The sequence below is a fragment of the Cloacibacterium sp. Arc13 genome, assembly GCF_041431305.1.
GTDB lineage: Bacteria > Bacteroidota > Bacteroidia > Flavobacteriales > Weeksellaceae > Cloacibacterium > Cloacibacterium caeni_B.
In genome coordinates, this window is the sequence record NZ_JASMRM010000005.1 from 29,409 (window position 1) to 46,177 (window position 16,769).

Here is a 16,769-nt window from a genome sequence, read left to right on the forward strand (position 1 = left end):
TTTATGCAGCTTTTATATTTTCATTTACAATGAGTTCCACTTCTTTATTGATTTTTCTAAAATTGGTCATCAACACTTCTTCTTTTCGGTTAACCCCTTTTTTATCAACAAAAGAGTAATATGAAGGCATTTTCACATAGTTTTTTTCTTCTTCTTGAATGGCTTTCCTATCCAAATTAATTTTACCGCTGACTGCAGAGGTTTTGTACTCCTCAGCATCATTTTCTACTCCCTGTGCGATCATTCCAACCATTTCCCCGGTTTTCAAGGCTGCTATTTTACCTGCCGGAATCATATGATCCATCTTTTCATTGATACTGGTGGTTGTTCCTTGCTGTGAAATGGATTGTGAGTATGACTTCTGTTTAATTTTCCCAAATAGTTTTTCTAACCAATCGAGTGTATTTTTGTCTCTTGCGGACCCGGAAAGAATATTTCCGACAATGGCAGAAATTGTATCAGCAACTTCTTTTTTGTAGAACTGTCTGAGCTGCGGAATTTCTTGTAATCCAAGCATTACAGCGACTTTATTGCTTCTTGCAGTAGCTACGATGTTGTCAATTTTGTGGATATAGATGGTGGGAAACTCATCAGCTATAATGCCTCCAGGTAAATTGTGTTTGGAATTAATCAATCTTAAAGTCCTGTTTAATACTGAAGAATACAATGCAGAATTAATATCCTGTGTTCCCGGGTCTGATGCCAGAATAATAATTGACGGATTATCTCTGTCGGTTATTTTAAGCTCCACTTCGTCTCCCGAAAACACCCAGAAACTTTCTTTTGTTGCCAATCTTGAAAGGAAAATTTTCAGTGTTCCGATTTGTCCTTCCAGTTGGTCAAATGCTTTGTTGTCATAAGCCGTTTTGAAAGGAGACAGCAAAGAGAAAATTTCTTCATTGGTAAAAAGAGTATCGAAAATTTCTTTATAGCTTCTATTCATAAAGGAAAGAATATGAGGCAGATCAGAATATTTTCCATTTTCGAATGTTGCAAAAAAATAAATGCAGGACGAAAGGAAATTTATCGCAGATTGGGTAAAGAAAGCTTCAGAACCACCTCCGGAACTGGAACCACCTTTTTGCAAAGATGAAACCATCGATTCTGCCATTTCCTGGGCTTCTGCTAAAGTTTGAATGTACTTTTTATGAAATGGATTTACTCTTTTTGATTTTTCCACCTCGTTCAGATTAATGACGTGGAAATTGTAATGATAATCTGATTCTTTACTTTTTTTCAACAAGTAATGATAGTATGCAATCTGTGCCAAATCTGGAAACTTAAAATCATAAATACAAAGACAGAAATCTTTGGCGATCATCTGTCGGATTGCAGGATTGATGACTCCGAAAGATTTTCCGCTTCCCGGTGTTCCGATGACCATTGTTCCTCTAAAAGGATTGATGTTCATCCAACCTTTATTGCTTTTGTTTTTGTAACGGAACAAGTATGGAATATTGATTGTGACATCCGATGTTACCAATTCCTGATTTTGGTCGAAAGATTCTTCTTCAACATTCCATCGGTCTTTTCCCATTTTCTGCTGCACCAATTTTGAAATACTGTCCGCACCCATTTGAAGAATAACGGCTCCTAAAAAAGAAAGAACAGCATAAATTACCTGATAGAGATTGAAGCCGGGAAATACTTTTGAAAGCTTTGCATTTCCTGCCTCATTTTGCCATATCAGCGAAGAGAAAATCATCAGCAATCCCAAAATCATAGGAGCGACAATTTCTGTAGCAACATTGAGGTCTTTCTTTTTCTTGGCTTTTGTACCAATCGCAACTAATCCTATCAAAATCAAGGTTGCAAATTTGGCGTTGATTGGTGGGTAGATAAAACTCAGCTTTGAAAAATTTTTCAATAAGTTGGAGAGAACCGGAATATTGGCATTCAGATAAAAAAGCGAAGCACAATCTAATGCAACGACCGCATAAACAGCTTTTTGTAGAAAGCCATAAATCTTGATTTGATGTTGTTGTTCTTGCATTAAGAATAATTTTCGAAATATTGATTCAGTAATTTGTGTTCTTCCAGTAAACTATCGTGTAGCTTCTGTTGCCGTTCCTGCAAATTTTTATGATGTTCCTGTATTTTAACAAGTTTCGCATTCAACAGATTCAATCGATTAATTAATTCTTGTCCTCTTTTTTCGACGCTCTCCACAATGTATGAGCGACTTGCCTCTTCAATATTTTTCAACAGGTTATCTTTAAACTCACTGAAATGCTTTTCCAATTTATAGTTCTCAAGTTCCCTTTCTAGTTTTCTATTTTTCCCTTTTTCAAAAATTATATCTAAAACCACTAATACAAGCATGGTAAGTAATAGGACGATATAAAGATTTTTCACATTATCAATTAAGTATTCCATAATAAAAAAATTAAAAAGTATCGGCTTTAAGAATTTCGGAATAGTTGACCTTCATTTCGATGGTGCGTCCTGAGAGTTGTTCTTCAATCAGACGAATCATCATTACCTTACTGTTTGGGTATGTAAATTTTTTGAAAACATAAATGTTCCTGAAATTTTTCCTGAAATGTTTTTGAGGATTCAGTTGAAAAAGCGGGGTCATTTCTACACTTTGGTTGTTGGTTGCTTTATGGATTTTTTTGTCTTCCAAGGAGAATTTGAAATCCTCAATATCGTAACTCAGATTAGAGTTATTTTTGATGGTCATATCCAAAAAGATGTAATCACTGATCACATAGACATTATTGAGTTGAAAGCTGAGTTTTAGGTTTTTTTCTTCCCTTATCGGATTTTTCTCAGATTTTTTTTTAATAATGTCCATTGCGAATTTTCTTAATTCAAGATTTGAAAATGTCATTTTATCAAACTCTATGGGTTGCATCGCTTCGGGTTGAATATGGATATTTGTAATCGTATTGAGGTTGTCCTGGTTTCTGTAAACAACTTTGTATTGAGCGATGAAAGACTGCGCAACAACGGTTATAACTCCGATTTTATCTCCATTAAAAGAAACGGAAGGTATTTTGATTTTTTCTTTCTCATCAGAATTAGGATTGTCTGTGATCTTTATTCTGGCAATATTGCTAGTGGGCAAATCTCCAGTCAGTTTTTCTGTTGAAAGATCCACATACTGAATGGGCTCCGGCGAAATAATATGCAAGTTGATTCCTTCAGTAATTTCAATTTCCGGTAAGTCGGAAATAATTTGCTCTTTGGTTGCTGTTTGTGCAGTGAGTAAGTTTGCTATGAAAATTAAAAGGGTGTATAATAAAGTTTTCATTGTTTTATTTTTTTTGGTTTTGTGAATCTTTCAGTTGTTTTTCGTCGATTAAAAAGACATAGGAATTGTACTTCAACTTTGCTTTATTCTCTTTGATCAGGTTGGCGATTGACTTAGATGTTGATGTAAAAAGGCTGGATCCAATGCTTGAGAAGAATCCTTTTCCACCCATATCCATCTGAGTGCCCTGTACGGAGTTACTTCCCATCTCCCTCATCATATCTCTGAAAACACTTTGTGGAACATACAATCCTTTCATCCCATCAACATCGTAAATGGAGAGATTGACAGGATATATTTCTCCTTTAGTAAAGACTGAAACAATGCTGAGATTGACCCTTTGCATTGAAAATCCTGAGATCTGCCCATACAATATCGAACCCTTTCCTATTTTTTTATTCCCTACAAAAATGTCTTCCAGCAAGCGGAACCTGATCCTGCTTCCTAAAAATCCTTTGTTGTTTTCGTCAATGACCGCTTTGATAAAGCTGTTTTCTTTTTCCTTATAGAAAGCATTAAACCCACTGTTAATACCGGATTTACTGACATTGAAAGTTGAATTGAGAAAATCTTCCATCTTATCCTTATTTGATTTCAGTCTTTGCTCTGCTGCCAATTTGCTCTGATACTCGGGATCACGAGATTTTTCTAAAGAATCCATCACGAGCATTTGTTCTTTCAGATATTTTACAGGGTCTGGTTGGACACTTTGTGTCTTTTCTTTAGGTATATCAGCGTATTTTTCTTCGTGGTTTCCGTAGGATTTGTCATTCAGCATTTTAATGATTTCTGAAGACCTGTTGTAATCTTTGTCATCCCTCTGTGATTGATTTGGTTTGTAATACGAGGATTGATTTTCTTTTGCCTGGTATCTGTTTTGTCTACCGTTTTCTGCTTTTAAGGAGTCAATTTTTCTTTTTTGGTCCAGTGACAATTGGTCATCATAGTTCAATAAACTATCTTCTTCTTTATTCAAACCACCAAGCATCGTTCTGTTATCCTCTTTTTTGAAAAAAGCATCATACGCATCATTTTTGTTCATAATGGAATCCTGCGTATCGCCCAATGAAATAGACAATTCTTTTGGCTTGTCTTTTTCAGAAGTGTCCTCTTTGAGAAACTGAGCGCCTACATAGCCGAAAAGAAAAAGAAATGGCAGAGCCAAAAGCGGCAAAACATATTTTTTTTCTTTAAAATTTATTTTTTTAACGTCCATTTTTTAGTTTTTGGTATTGGTTAAACAAGTAGTCAATTCGTAAGCTGTCTTCTTTTTCAAGAGCGTTTTGGTCTCTTTTTACTTTTAAAGTTTTCAGTTCGTTCACAATCTTCTCCATCTCTTTATCATTATTTAAGGATGTATTTTGACTCATCTTACTTTTTGAATAGAGAACAGGAGGCCTTATTTTGAAAGCCGTTTCGGAAGGGAAAAAGACACCTTGAATGAGAGATCCTACAAATGAAACCGACAGGAAAATCATTGAATACGTAAAGAATTTCTTTGGATTTTGCACTGCCCATTGTAGCCATTTCTGACCCTTTTTTTTAAATGTAGTTTCCATTTTTAGTAAGAGTTTTTATTTTGATTGGATAGTTCTTCATTATTGATGATTCTCCAGTTTTTAAGAATCACACCGTGAGGATTATTGGGACTTCTGATGATGTCTTCAAAGAAACCTTCGGTGATGAGCTTTCTGGTAATGACAGAAGATTTTCTTGTGATCATCTGTTTCCCGAAAAAAGCGAATTTCTTCTGTTCCATATTGAGAGCAATAGAATCGGTATGGATACTTACCATCGAACTGGAGGCGATGATCTGATTGTAAAATCCTTTTTCCTTTAAGTTGGTATATTCTTTTTTTCCGCTGTCATCAATGAGGTACAAGGACTTTTGAATATTATCCTTGATGTAGGTGTCATCGGGAGCAAGTGTGAAAAACAATCTATGGAATAATTCTATTTGTGCTTTGTATTCAACAGGTCGGTTCAGCAAGACATCAGTCTGCTTGGCAAGTACAGGAACGCCATTGTCTAAAATGTAAATTGATTTTCTGGAATCTTCAATCATTCTGTATGCAAAGAAAAATCCTGCAATAACAATGAAAACAGCAAAAGCAATGGTCGAGATTGAAACAATCTTGTTGATTTTAATTCTTTGTTCTATATTTTTAATAAGCATCTTTATTTTAGTTGTTGGTTGATAGTATTTGGTTGATGGTTGTCTGTTGATGGTTGTCGGTAATTCGTAATTTCTAATTAATGATTACATTTATTTCCCGTTTTTCATAGCTTCCTTAACCCTTCCCGAAGCGGAACCTGCTGCTGCACTTGCTGCTACTGAAGCACCTCCTGTTTTGGCAGCCAATATTGCTGTTTTTGCACTACTAGCCATTTTTCCTGCGGCACTTTTCATTTTCGTCATCGCCCCGGCTCCTCCGGCTGAAACGATACTGTCTGCAATAGTTGGAGTCATTAAAACCCCGATGCCTGTTACAACATAGGCAACACAGGTAAAGAGCTGGTTATAGATCATTCCGGAATTTGAAACGTAAACCATTAAAGCGTCCAAGTTGGTAATCGTTCCATTGGATAAAAGGGTATCATACCTTTCGATCTCCATTGTATAACCGGAAGCGATCAATTGCTGACCGATGTTGATGATCGTGTAGGCAACAAAAGTGTAAAGATTAATGTTGATGAATTTTGAGACCCAACTATATAATGAATTTTCAAATCCGGGAATAAGAGCCATTCCAACAGCTATCGGTCCTAAAATAATTAAAATGTAAGACCATATTTTTTGAATGAAGAAAATGAGATATACACAAATCCGAAGAATGGAAAGGCAACAAAATTCGATGAGTTCTGCGACTAATTTTTGCATTTGGAACTCCATTCTTATCGACCATTCTTTGATAGGCTGAATGAGTTTATCCAATCCCTCGCTGATATCAAACCACGAATCATCTGCATCTTCGGTAGTGTTCTCAATTACTTCCTGCTTCGCATCTTCTTCCGCTTTCAGTTTGATGACAGCATCGAGCAATTGCTGTTGCTTTTTGAATCTCTCGACCCGCAAATCATTAACTTCAGATTCTATCTCGCTGAAAATTGAAATCCCTGGTTCGGCAATGGCCTCAAATGGTGCCTGAATCATACTGACAAATCCACTCCAGTAAACAAGCGTAAATCCTATGAGAATTGGTTTCAGCATCGGGGTAATTTCCCATTCCCGGTCTCCGGCTGCCATTTGCCACCCCATATATCCGAGATACATCAATGCTCCCAAACCGCCTATAGCTCGTCCTACCAAAGCAGAACCGGCGGCACTATCCTGTACACTGTTGTCTAATTTGGTAAAAACCTCCATAAACCATTTCTCAAAAGCACCGTCACCTTTTAAAAATTGGAGTAAATTACTGTAATCGCTATCTGTTTGGGCAAAACCCATAACCGGTAAAAGAATTGCCAATAAGCAAAAGGTTAATGTTATCGTTTTATTCATTTTTAAAATCGGTGTTTATAATAATTCATCATATTTTGAACAATTTGCTGGTCTGATGCCGGTGTCCACGCAGGTGGCAAGGCATAATTGGAATGATTTTTTAAAATATTTTTATAATCTGTAAGCAGTGTTGTCTTGTTGTTGTAATCCTTTAATTCCCGTACAAATTTTCGCCATTTGATCAGGGTTTCGTGGTACATAATGAACCGTTTTCCCCTTGGCATATCCATGCTTCTCGACATTGAATATTTTTCTTTGATCAGATCCAGTTCTTCCTGAAGTCTTTTGATTGTTCCCATTGTGCTGAGTGTTTCAAAAGTTTGCTGGTCTTTCAGCCGCCATTCGATAAAATTTTGTGGTGTATCGGGAAATTCGGTAATGGGTTTTAGCATTCGTTTGTAATACAATAACCAAAGAGGATCGGCATCGACCGTTGCGGAAGTCCAATGGGCAAAATCCTGAACGCTTCTTTTATGAATAGTGTCTGAAGCTGCTTTTATTTTTTTTGCTTCTTCCTCCTGAAATTTTAATTGAGCGAATCTTTGATTTTGCACTCCGGTAGGTTTTAATGGTCGAATGTCTTCGCCATCTTTATAATCCCTGTTAATTTTCGGAGCCCACATTCCCCAAACCGTGGCGTAGGCAAAATTGGTTTGAATGCCTAAAAAATATTTTGGGTAAGGTCTCCAATCTCCCCAATCTTGAAAGACCATTCTTTTATGCTGGGCAACAATGGAAGGGTCATTCAATCTCTTTACACTCAATTGTGCAAACACAGTGGCTGCAAAAAAGAGCAACTGAAATAGACTGATTTTTTTTAGTAGATTTTCCATAATTTTTTAATTAAAGAGGTACTGGTATTTAGTGATGATGTCGCCAACAATGGCTTTGTCTATATTGATGTAATTGCGGAGAACCGGAACCTGATACAGGTAAGGTATTTTCTTGGCATTCTCTAACCGCAAATTGATGTACAGAATATTTCCGTTGATATTTCTGACACGGGTAAATATCTTTTCAATAAGCATTTCCCTATCCATAGCATCCATCAGAAAATCTTTATCTTCATTGAGAATATCCTGGGTAACTTCCTGCTGAAGTTTGATCGTTTGCTTGCCTATCTCAACATAATATTTTGATACCAAGACGGCGTATTCAGGATGTTGTGCCGATAAATCCAGCATTTTGTTGGAGTTCGTCACTATTTTACCCAAATATTGATAGAGGTAAATGAGTTTTTTACTCTGGGTCAGGGCTGAATTCACATTTTTCAGTTGTTGATAGATGTATTCCTGAATGGCTATGATCTGCGTTATCTTATTATTGACATCGTCATACAGTTCTTTTTGCTTTTCATACGAATCCAAAAAAGTCTGTTCACTTCCCAATCGAACGCCGTGATTTACGGTGATCTGTGATAAAAGTTTGTCATTGATAACTATCTGCTGGCTTTTTACGGATGCAACAGTGAAGAATAAAACTCCGGAAAAAAATAGTTTTTTCATTTTAGAAAGATTTGATGTTATCCATGATGCTTTCAACTACTTGCTTATCCCTATTGACATAATATTGAAAGGCTCTTTTGTTACGTTTTACTTTGGCTTTAATATCTCTTATCTTGAGCAGCATATGCGTAGAATTCCTGCTTATTGTCTTTAGTTCCCCTAAAGCATAGTCCAATAATACTTTACGTTCTGATTTTTCCATTTGGTTGATGGCTCCGTAAGACAAAATGATCCCTGTTACTAACCTTGTTACCATTTGCAGATCATCAACAAATTGAACCTGGGAAGGCAATACCGCAATAATTGAATAAGGAGCATCACTTATTTCATTGATAATAGCAGTCTGATTGTTTGTTATTTTGGTTATTTCCCTGCTCATTGCTATTCCTGTCGGTACAGCTTGAATGGCAAATGAAATAATCCGCAATCTGTCCTGAACTTTGGTAATCTTTTCCTTGAATTGGTTCCATTGGGTTCTATTAGCTGTTTCTACGGTAGCATTGGCAATTTGTTTTTGTCGCATTTCTTTTTGCCTGTCGTGTTCTTTCATCGTGGCATTGATTTCTATATCCATCATCGGAAATGATACATTTTCCTGTTGCCAAGCCGGTGTAGAGCCACCACCGGAGGATGTCAATACGAAATAAACTACAGGAATAAGCAAACTGACAACAATTTTCTTTTTGACTCCGCATAGTCGGCAAATCTCATTTTTCGATTTCATCATAGAAAAATTTAAAAATTCCGTTTGTACCTGTTCATTATGTTTTCAACAATAGCTTTGTCTGTATTGATGTAGCCTGCAAATGGATTAATGGAATTCCAGAATCCCAATCGATTGGCTTTTTCCAGTCGTAGTTTTATCGCCAAAAGCCATAGTTTCAGATTTTTGACATTACCTGAAATATTATGAAGAATTTTGTAGCGGTCTCCTGCTGTTGCAAGATTCAGCTCTCCGGAAGCGAGAATATCAGAAACATCTGTAACAATCTTTAGACTTTGCTCATACGTTTTTTGTGAAGCTTTCACCCCAAAAATGGCATACTCAGGATGTTCTGATGCTAGTTGTATCACTTGTGATGAATAATTGTAGCATTTATTAAGTTCAGAGTAGATTTCCTGTGCCTGAATTCCATTTTGTAAAGTGCCGGAAACCTCTTTTAAACCCTTCAGAATTTTATTCTGAATGTCATTAGCTGCCACCATCTGAGTCCCCACCCAGGTCTGTGCGTCCTTTAATTTTGAAGTTTCATCAATGACTTCGTTCTGTTTGGCTTTTAGATTTTCAGAATAAAGAATCATTGCCGCTGTTACCGTAGGGTCGATGTAAGTGTTTTGAGCGAATCCCATTGTCCCCCAGAAGGAGAAAATTAGTAGAAAAACCTTCAATATAATATGGTTCGCCAGAGATGAAACGTGACGAAATCCTCTTGGTAAATTTATAGGTCTAAACGTTTTCATAAGCGTAATTTTGTTTACTGATTAATTCTGAAAAACTGATATTGCGGTCTTCTAATTCCTGTGTGATAGTCTTGAAGACATTCTTCCCTTTGTGTTCATTTTTCATCATTCTGTAGAAAGAATTGATTTTATCATCCAATGGATTTTGATATAAGTTCACCAGTGACACTAAGTTTTCCAGACTGTCTCCGAAGGTTTTGAGATCACCAACTATTTTGCGCAATGCTTCATCATAGTCGCCATATTGACATACATAATATTCAACTGCCGATTTTTCCGGTTTTTCTGTAGTGTAGGTGAGATATTGCTCCAATGAAACCTCATTTCCATAGACCTCTCCTTTTGAACCTCTTTTTAAGTAAAATTCTTTGAATCGGCTTCTCCCGAATTTGTTGTTGAGATTGTTGATGGTAAAAATCTTGTTTTGCTCTACTTTATTGAGCGATAGCAATGAAGCGATTTTATCAAAGTTGTCTTTGAACTTCGTCTGGTCAAGCAATATAAAAGTGTCCGAATTATTGATGATGGAATCTTTAACCACTGCATTTCCAATAATGTCATCCAGTTCCTGCGTTACCACCACCGCTTCTCCCCAAAATTTCCTCACCGTTTTATATAAATAAAGAATGTATCCACCCATCAATTTACTAGCAATGGCCTTCCACGCTTCTTCGATTATTAAGGCTTTTCTGCGGTCTTTTCTGAGTCTCATTTTCTGAATAAAAGTGTCCATAATAATGAGCGTTACTATCGGAAACAATTTCGGATTATCCTTAACATTATCAATTTCAAAAACAATAAAAGATTCGTCAAAAAGCGTATTATCGGCACTTTCATTTAAAGTGGTTCCGTACCTTCCGCCTTTGTAAAAATCTTTCAGTACAAATAAAAAGGTGCGGAGATTGAATTCCTTTTCTATGATATTGTGTTTCTTATTATTCAGGTAAATAGGAAGAAATTGATCGCAATAATCATAAAACCCATTGAACGAAAGTTCTTTTACAACCAGCTTTTCTTCCAGTTCTTTTATTTTTCTGATAATGGCTTTTCTAAAGGATTCATTCCATTCTTCAGCTGATCTGGGTTGCCTGATGATATCATTCGACCTGATTAAAATCAACTGCGTTTCATTGTATATTTTCCTTCTTTCTTCATCGTTCAGCGTGTCATACGCTTCATAAACCTTGTAGAAATTTTCGCTTTCATATTCCGGGTTATTAATGTTCTTGTCGGGATGATAAAATTTCAATAATTTTCTTCCCGCTTCCTTTATTTCATCGGAACTGGCATCGAAAGTAATTCCCAAAATGTCATAGTAAGTATACTGTCCTTTGGCTTCGTTTTCATATTCAGAAAAAAGATCATCTTCGTGAATGTTGTATTTACCCAGATAGAGAATGAGTTCTTCAGAAGTTTTATTTTCATACCACTCTGTTCCTGAGTTGAAGTATTGATGGTAATAAGACATCAAAACATTATCTAAAATGGATTTTTGAGCCGATGACATTGCAGCATCGGGACCTTGCCAGATCAGAAAGATCAGGTTGGTCAAAAATTCTATTTTTTCGATATTAAATTCTTTTTGATCCATCAGAAAAGGATTCATAGTAATCGGTTTTTCTTCTGTGTATTGGATGTATCTTCCTCCTTTGTATTTACAAGTTCCTGAATAAGAATCTCCAGTGTCAACAATAACTACGTCATAGTTATACGTGAGATATTGCTCTATAATATTGTTCATCAAAAATGACTTTCCGGAACCTGATGGTCCTAATACAAATTTATTTCTGTTATTAATTCTTCCTGTTTTCATCGGTAAATCCGAAGGATCAACTTTCAGCGGAACACCTTGTCTATCGGTAAATCGTAAATAGAAATTGGATTCTTCATTCACGGGGTAACTTTCTTTAAAAAAAAAACACAAGGCCGCTTCGCTTGTCGTCATAAATAGATCGTATTCCCTAAGTTCTGTTCCATTGCCAGGAATGGCTGATCGCCAGAGTTCGAGTTGGTTGTAGGCATTTTTAGAAACAATAATTCCTTTCGTGAATAATTTGTTTTCAATCATCGACTGAATATTTTCCATTTTCTCCAGTGTTTCTGCGGAAAATAAGATTGAAAAATGAGCATTGACAACGAGCTGTCCGTCAATCGCTATATTATGAAGCAGGGTCTGAATTTCATCTGCTATAATCGCGTTGGACGGAGAATTGTTAGCTGCTCCTTCGTGTTTTTTCTTCTTTTTATCAAGCTCCCTTTGTTGTTGTGCCTGAAGCGGAATGGTAATGATCTGATTGTAGACAATGGTCTCATAATCTTCCAGTTCATTAATAAAACTAAAATTATCAACCGCCGTTTCAGCTGCCGCACCGTTTCCTCCGAGAAAAGAGTAAGGCTCAATTTCTGAAGGCAGATCAATATTTTCTACATCCACGTAAGAAATATTCTTCACGAATCGGTTCCCAATCTGTAAAAATTCGTTGGTGCTTTTGATATTATCAAATGTTGGAGATTCGGAAAACTGCATCGACAAAACTCCGGAAATGTAGTATTCGAAATCTTTCTCAAATAGAAACTCAGGTTCACAATTGTTCTGCTTCAAAAGCATCAATACTTTTTGGCACTTATCCCTTAATTCTTTGTAGCTTTTATCCGAAAAATGATAATGCTTCATTTTCTTTTTCAGCTTATCATCGATGATATCTGTAAAGAAAAGAACCGTTTCAATGGTTTTGAAAAGCCTGCCGTCAAAATGTTCCGAATATTTTTGTTGTAGAAATTGGTTTGATTGTTCAGCGGTGTATCTTTTTTTAGAAAAAATATCGAGCTTCTGAACAATTCTTCCTTCTCCAATGATCGACACCACCTGATTTAACACCGTGTGGAAATTGAGATAGCTGTCAGGATCTGCCGAATATTGTTCGACAATATTTTTTACCTTAATCCCAATAATAGGGTTTCCGTATTGTCCGAAAAGAACATCAAAATCCCAATTGAAATCTTTTCCATAATCGTATCCAATAAATGGGATGCTAAAGGCTTGTTTTTTTGCTGTTGCCATTCTTAAGAAGTTTATTATTATGTAATCTTTTTGGAAAAATTAAAATCTGATCGAAGTTTTTGGTTTTATCATACAAACCATACTTATCCTGTCTTTTGAAAATGAAGTAAACACCTCCCGCAGTGACTGCAAGACCAAGCAGAGAGCCTAATAGACCGAACTTTGAGAGTACCAATGCTGAAATCACCCCGCCTCCGATAACGCCGACTGCATAAATGATGTACTTCCCTTTGAGCCCGAAGAATACAAGGGGTTTTTTCAACCCCTTGTAAAGATAGAATCCCATACTAGGCAAAGAATGCTGTTACAAATTCCGGAACTACAATCAAGAAGATCATCGCTCCTCCATAACCAAGGATCTCTTTGTTGACATCCTGGTCACCATTCGTCCATTTGTTATACACACGAAGACCTCCGATGAAACCGACCAATCCACCCACTGCTTTCAAGATCAGCTTTACGGGATCCCAATAATCTGTAATATCACTTGCTGCGTTGGAGATAGCGGTTGCTCCTCCTTGTGCAAATGCTGGGGTTATTGCCATAATTGCCAAGGCTAGGGTTAGAACTTTTTTTGTTGTCACGTTTTTTGTGAAAAAATTTTTCATCATAATTCAAAAAATTTATAAAGGGTTAATAATCAATTGAGTGTTAAATTTTGGGCATAGAAGTCCCGGACAACGGATGGAAATCCGCTGTTAATTCTAATAATCAGTGCGTTAGATTTTGTTTAAGTTGGCTAACTACATCGTGGATTGATAAACTTTGTATCCATCGTAGTTCGCCACCATTTGAACCAAGGTTTCAGAAAGATTAAGCATCGCCTTCCAATCTTTTATTCTGGAAGTTTCCTGGTCTGCACTAACCGTGATTGGGTTTTCGCTAATCACTTCGTTAGGTTTCTCGTTTTCAATTTCGTCTGGTATTTCTTCTTTCTGGTCAAAATACGCATCGCTTAATTCAGCTTTTTGAGGGTAAGGTTGGTTTTCAATTTCCGTGGAATCCTTTTTTGATGGATTGTCGAATTCATCCAAATCTTGTTCAGATTCAAATAGTTCCCTCAAATGCTCCAGATCTTGTCTTTCTTCATTTCCTTCAGTGATATCAGAATGGACTGGATTTTTATTAAAGGATTTGGGAGTGTTGAGATTTTCTACATCTTCAATCCCTATAGTTGCAGTAAGATCTTCGTACTGCTCGGAAATTTCGGACAACGAAAATTCCTCCGTCTCTTCTTTATAGATTTCTTTTTCTTTTTTTAGAAACAGATCGTATAAGATATTTCCGGCGTAATACGTCAGATAAACAGCTAAGATGCAAAGCGAGATTTTTATCATTTTTACTGAAGTTATAGAGATTAATACTTAGGTATATTTTTTATTTCAAAGGGTGATCTTCAATGTTTGATTAATATATTCTATCAATTCATCGAAAGATTTTCTTACCCCGTATTTTTGTTCGTAGGTCAGCTTTCTGGTATCAATCTTTTGCAGGGCATTTTTTTTGAATACAGGATTTTCTAGCAGCAATCCGAATTTTTTCAGCTCAATGTCCATTCCTTCCTGATTCAGATACTTGTAGCCCTTATCATATTTGGAGCGGATAAATACTCTTTCTGCCTCACTTTCCAATAGTCCCAGCATATTGATAAAGACCAATGTGGACTTGACAGAAACATCTGAATACTCAAATGGAATCACGATAAAATCACTGTAAATGAGCAGATCGCTGTATTTTGCATCGAGTGTCCCTGCCAAGTCAAAAAGGTTGATCTCATCGCTATCTTTTAAATTAATGAGGGTCTCAAAGTCTGAAAATGGCTGTTGGTCTTCATCGCCAATAATTTCCACTTCATATAATTTCGGACTTTCCGATAATTCATCATCTTTCCATTTGTAGTAAAATGATTTCTGATAATCAAAATCAAAAACATTGATTTTCCTTTCCGAAATTGCCGAAATGTAATTGGCAAAAGCGATGGCTAATGTCGTTTTTCCGGTTCCTCCTTTTTGTGTGGCAAATGTGATGATCATTGGGTCTAGTTTTTTGTTTTTAGTTGAATGTTGTTGGACTGGAGAAGATTTTTCTATCAACCGACAACTACCAATTTTATCGTCTTTTTTTTCGTCTTTTTTTGAGTTCATTTTCGGCAGGGTCTTTTGCAGTTCCCGAACTTTTCATTAACTCAAACAGCATCTTGTTAACGGCTTTGTTTAATTCTGATTTCTCATTGTTTTCGGTCCGGTTTTCTGTCTGCACTTCATTTACACCTGTCGGATTCAGAAATTTTTGATATTCCTTTTCTCCGATTAATGGTTGAAGTTCACCCACGTAATGGAATCTGGTATGAACAGCATACAGCTTTCCGTCTTCAGCAGTCGTTATAGAAATATCTTTTTTTTCATCATTTGTGTTTTTTTGATTTCTAATAAAATCCTTTACTTCAAACTGGACTTTTCGATAGGTTTCCAGATCTTTCTTTCCTTTGTTCTCAAAAAGCATAAAATCCTTGATTTGCGTTTCCGGATTGTTTTTATTGAAAAATTGAAACAGGATATTTTTTGTTTCCTGACTGCGGGTATTATAATCCTTCAGTATTTCAAAAGTCTTCTTATCCAGCCTGTCATAAGTAAATTCAAACACTTCATTCATTTTCAGTAGATCACTTCCTTTATATACTTTTCCTGTTTTGTGGTCGATTAAAGTGTAGCCAAAAGGATTTTTATCTTCTTTATGATGAAAAACCATATCGATCCCGAAAACATCTTTCAGCTTCTTTTGGAGTTCACTTTCAAAACTGATTTTTATTTTTAATTCATTTTCTCGTAACTTTTCCTTTGGGAGCATCGATTGCTGTTGCCTATCATCTTCCACTTTAAAAACCTTGGTGGAATACAATTCTTTGTATTTGCTTAGTATGGCTTTGATCTGCTTTGCCCTTTTATCATTTTTACTGTTATCAAAAACAATCTGATTTCCTGAAAGTGTTTGCTGTATTACGCCGTTTTTTAAAATGTTAAAAGAATTTTCATCATTTGTGTTTTTGCCTATCTTATATCCATTTCTATTGAGTAGAGTTTCTAACTGATTAAGCGAACTTATTTTGTAGTTCAGCAGTTTTTCCAGTTCTTCTTCCGGTTTCTGACCATACAATTTTTCCATTGTAACGCTTAATGCTTTTTGGGCTTTAAGCCTTTCATAACTGTCATTGATCTTTTTCCCTGTCTGTTTATCAACCCGGGTTGAAACAATGTGTACGTGATTATTATCTGTATCCTTATGAAAAACCACAATAAAAGGCTGTCCGCTATATTTCATTTCATCCATAAAATTCTCCGCTATCTTAGTAAGCTCTTCTTTCGAATGTCCTTGAAATTTCGTAGAGATCATCGCATGAAATTGAGGCTTTAATACTTTCTTGTTCCCAATCGAAATAGCTCTCAAATAGTCTCTTACTTCTTCCTTGCTGCTTGATTCGTTAATGAAGGAAGGAAAATTTTTCATCAGCATTAATTCTCCAGTTCCTTTATCAATTTTCTTATCATTATAATGAACTCCTGGAAAACTGGGACCTGCCGGATCCATAATCTTAACAATCATCTTGATAGCTTTGCGTAGATTTTTGTAAACATTTCATTCTGTTCTTTCTTCAGAATGATGATCTCTGATAACTTATTCGAAAAATTTCTAAGTTCAGTTTCGCTGATAAATTTTTGACTATTTGCTATTTTTGCAACCTGATTGATATTATTTTCAATCTTTCCGAAGATGTTATCCTGTTTTTCTATGAACGCCAATATTTTCCTTCTCTCATCATTTAAAATCCTGTTCTCAACAGAGTCGATGATTAAGCTTGTCAGAGAAATTTGTTTTTTGGAACAAAGATTTTTCCAGTCTTTCTTTTTTTGACTCTTTATCCTGATCAAAATCACCTCATCTTTTAATTCGTCCATACTCAGTTTCAAATCAAGTTTGATCTAATGA

General features: G+C 35.9%; 18 protein-coding genes. All 18 read right to left on the reverse strand.

Annotated features, from left to right (window positions below):
* Position 1: 1 nt before the first annotated feature.
* The gene (locus QO190_RS05425; RefSeq protein ID WP_371462019.1) at positions 2 to 1,993 is read right to left on the reverse strand and encodes a type IV secretion system DNA-binding domain-containing protein; all 1,992 of its coding nucleotides are present in this window, start codon (positions 1,991 to 1,993) and stop codon (positions 2 to 4) included.
* On the reverse strand, positions 1,993 to 2,376 hold the full coding sequence (locus QO190_RS05430; RefSeq protein WP_371462020.1) for a hypothetical protein: 384 nt from the start codon (positions 2,374 to 2,376) through the stop codon (positions 1,993 to 1,995). The genes QO190_RS05425 and QO190_RS05430 overlap by 1 nt, the downstream gene beginning before the upstream one ends.
* A gap of 10 nt (positions 2,377 to 2,386) precedes the next feature.
* Positions 2,387 to 3,256, reverse strand: a complete 870-nt coding sequence (locus tag QO190_RS05435; RefSeq protein ID WP_371462021.1) for a DUF4138 domain-containing protein — start codon at positions 3,254 to 3,256, stop codon at positions 2,387 to 2,389.
* A 4-nt stretch (positions 3,257 to 3,260) separates the two neighbouring features.
* Positions 3,261 to 4,472 carry a conjugative transposon protein TraM gene (gene traM / locus QO190_RS05440; protein ID WP_371462022.1) on the reverse strand — a complete coding sequence of 404 codons (1,212 nt, stop codon included), beginning with the start codon at positions 4,470 to 4,472 and terminating at the stop codon, positions 3,261 to 3,263.
* Positions 4,462 to 4,815, reverse strand: a complete 354-nt coding sequence (locus QO190_RS05445) for a hypothetical protein (RefSeq protein ID WP_371462023.1) — start codon at positions 4,813 to 4,815, stop codon at positions 4,462 to 4,464. The genes traM and QO190_RS05445 overlap by 11 nt, the downstream gene beginning before the upstream one ends.
* A gap of 2 nt (positions 4,816 to 4,817) precedes the next feature.
* Complete coding sequence (traK, locus tag QO190_RS05450) at positions 4,818 to 5,432, reverse strand: conjugative transposon protein TraK (RefSeq protein ID WP_371462024.1); 615 nt, start codon at positions 5,430 to 5,432, stop codon at positions 4,818 to 4,820.
* A 90-nt stretch (positions 5,433 to 5,522) separates the two neighbouring features.
* Positions 5,523 to 6,758 (reverse strand): hypothetical protein, encoded by a 1,236-nt coding sequence (locus QO190_RS05455; protein WP_371462025.1) that lies wholly within the window; start codon positions 6,756 to 6,758, stop codon positions 5,523 to 5,525.
* A gap of 2 nt (positions 6,759 to 6,760) precedes the next feature.
* Positions 6,761 to 7,591 carry a hypothetical protein gene (locus QO190_RS05460; RefSeq protein WP_371462026.1) on the reverse strand — a complete coding sequence of 277 codons (831 nt, stop codon included), beginning with the start codon at positions 7,589 to 7,591 and terminating at the stop codon, positions 6,761 to 6,763.
* Between the two features lie 6 nt (positions 7,592 to 7,597).
* On the reverse strand, positions 7,598 to 8,263 hold the full coding sequence (locus QO190_RS05465; protein ID WP_027381115.1) for a hypothetical protein: 666 nt from the start codon (positions 8,261 to 8,263) through the stop codon (positions 7,598 to 7,600).
* Between the two features lies 1 nt (position 8,264).
* Positions 8,265 to 8,990 carry a hypothetical protein gene (locus QO190_RS05470; protein ID WP_371462027.1) on the reverse strand — a complete coding sequence of 242 codons (726 nt, stop codon included), beginning with the start codon at positions 8,988 to 8,990 and terminating at the stop codon, positions 8,265 to 8,267.
* Positions 8,991 to 8,998: 8 nt separating this feature from the next.
* Entirely contained in the window at positions 8,999 to 9,613 is a 615-nt protein-coding gene (locus QO190_RS05475) for a hypothetical protein (protein WP_371462028.1), read from the reverse strand.
* Between the two features lie 97 nt (positions 9,614 to 9,710).
* The gene (locus tag QO190_RS05480) at positions 9,711 to 12,785 is read right to left on the reverse strand and encodes a TraG family conjugative transposon ATPase (RefSeq protein ID WP_371462029.1); all 3,075 of its coding nucleotides are present in this window, start codon (positions 12,783 to 12,785) and stop codon (positions 9,711 to 9,713) included.
* Complete coding sequence (locus QO190_RS05485) at positions 12,757 to 13,071, reverse strand: DUF4133 domain-containing protein (RefSeq protein WP_027381119.1); 315 nt, start codon at positions 13,069 to 13,071, stop codon at positions 12,757 to 12,759. Before QO190_RS05485 ends, QO190_RS05480 begins: the two co-directional genes overlap by 29 nt.
* A 1-nt stretch (position 13,072) precedes the next feature.
* On the reverse strand, positions 13,073 to 13,393 hold the full coding sequence (locus QO190_RS05490) for a DUF4134 domain-containing protein (RefSeq protein WP_371462110.1): 321 nt from the start codon (positions 13,391 to 13,393) through the stop codon (positions 13,073 to 13,075).
* Between the two features lie 135 nt (positions 13,394 to 13,528).
* Positions 13,529 to 14,122, reverse strand: coding sequence for a hypothetical protein (locus QO190_RS05495; protein WP_371462030.1), 594 nt, complete (start codon positions 14,120 to 14,122; stop codon positions 13,529 to 13,531).
* A gap of 45 nt (positions 14,123 to 14,167) precedes the next feature.
* Entirely contained in the window at positions 14,168 to 14,818 is a 651-nt protein-coding gene (locus QO190_RS05500; protein WP_371462111.1) for a ParA family protein, read from the reverse strand.
* Positions 14,819 to 14,894: 76 nt separating this feature from the next.
* Positions 14,895 to 16,385, reverse strand: a complete 1,491-nt coding sequence (locus QO190_RS05505) for a relaxase/mobilization nuclease domain-containing protein (protein ID WP_371462031.1) — start codon at positions 16,383 to 16,385, stop codon at positions 14,895 to 14,897.
* Positions 16,382 to 16,738 (reverse strand): hypothetical protein, encoded by a 357-nt coding sequence (locus QO190_RS05510; protein ID WP_371462032.1) that lies wholly within the window; start codon positions 16,736 to 16,738, stop codon positions 16,382 to 16,384. Before QO190_RS05510 ends, QO190_RS05505 begins: the two co-directional genes overlap by 4 nt.
* Positions 16,739 to 16,769: the final 31 nt, after the last annotated feature.

What these genes read in the sequence shown, in the direction of transcription:
- QO190_RS05490 (WP_371462110.1), bottom strand. Translation starts at nt 13,393, where the DNA reads ATGAAAAATTTTTTCACAAAAAACGTGACAACAAAAAAAGTTCTAACC.
- QO190_RS05470 (WP_371462027.1), bottom strand. Translation starts at nt 8,990, where the DNA reads ATGATGAAATCGAAAAATGAGATTTGCCGACTATGCGGAGTCAAAAAG.
- QO190_RS05480 (WP_371462029.1), bottom strand. Translation starts at nt 12,785, where the DNA reads ATGGCAACAGCAAAAAAACAAGCCTTTAGCATCCCATTTATTGGATAC.
- QO190_RS05425 (WP_371462019.1), bottom strand. Translation starts at nt 1,993, where the DNA reads ATGCAAGAACAACAACATCAAATCAAGATTTATGGCTTTCTACAAAAA.
- QO190_RS05495 (WP_371462030.1), bottom strand. Translation starts at nt 14,122, where the DNA reads ATGATAAAAATCTCGCTTTGCATCTTAGCTGTTTATCTGACGTATTAC.
- QO190_RS05500 (WP_371462111.1), bottom strand. Translation starts at nt 14,818, where the DNA reads ATGATCATCACATTTGCCACACAAAAAGGAGGAACCGGAAAAACGACA.
- QO190_RS05465 (WP_027381115.1), bottom strand. Translation starts at nt 8,263, where the DNA reads ATGAAAAAACTATTTTTTTCCGGAGTTTTATTCTTCACTGTTGCATCC.
- QO190_RS05485 (WP_027381119.1), bottom strand. Translation starts at nt 13,071, where the DNA reads ATGGGATTCTATCTTTACAAGGGGTTGAAAAAACCCCTTGTATTCTTC.
- QO190_RS05460 (WP_371462026.1), bottom strand. Translation starts at nt 7,591, where the DNA reads ATGGAAAATCTACTAAAAAAAATCAGTCTATTTCAGTTGCTCTTTTTT.
- QO190_RS05455 (WP_371462025.1), bottom strand. Translation starts at nt 6,758, where the DNA reads ATGAATAAAACGATAACATTAACCTTTTGCTTATTGGCAATTCTTTTA.
- traK (WP_371462024.1), bottom strand. Translation starts at nt 5,432, where the DNA reads ATGCTTATTAAAAATATAGAACAAAGAATTAAAATCAACAAGATTGTT.
- QO190_RS05475 (WP_371462028.1), bottom strand. Translation starts at nt 9,613, where the DNA reads ATGGGATTCGCTCAAAACACTTACATCGACCCTACGGTAACAGCGGCA.
- QO190_RS05510 (WP_371462032.1), bottom strand. Translation starts at nt 16,738, where the DNA reads ATGGACGAATTAAAAGATGAGGTGATTTTGATCAGGATAAAGAGTCAA.
- QO190_RS05435 (WP_371462021.1), bottom strand. Translation starts at nt 3,256, where the DNA reads ATGAAAACTTTATTATACACCCTTTTAATTTTCATAGCAAACTTACTC.
- QO190_RS05445 (WP_371462023.1), bottom strand. Translation starts at nt 4,815, where the DNA reads ATGGAAACTACATTTAAAAAAAAGGGTCAGAAATGGCTACAATGGGCA.
- traM (WP_371462022.1), bottom strand. Translation starts at nt 4,472, where the DNA reads ATGGACGTTAAAAAAATAAATTTTAAAGAAAAAAAATATGTTTTGCCG.
- QO190_RS05430 (WP_371462020.1), bottom strand. Translation starts at nt 2,376, where the DNA reads ATGGAATACTTAATTGATAATGTGAAAAATCTTTATATCGTCCTATTA.
- QO190_RS05505 (WP_371462031.1), bottom strand. Translation starts at nt 16,385, where the DNA reads ATGATTGTTAAGATTATGGATCCGGCAGGTCCCAGTTTTCCAGGAGTT.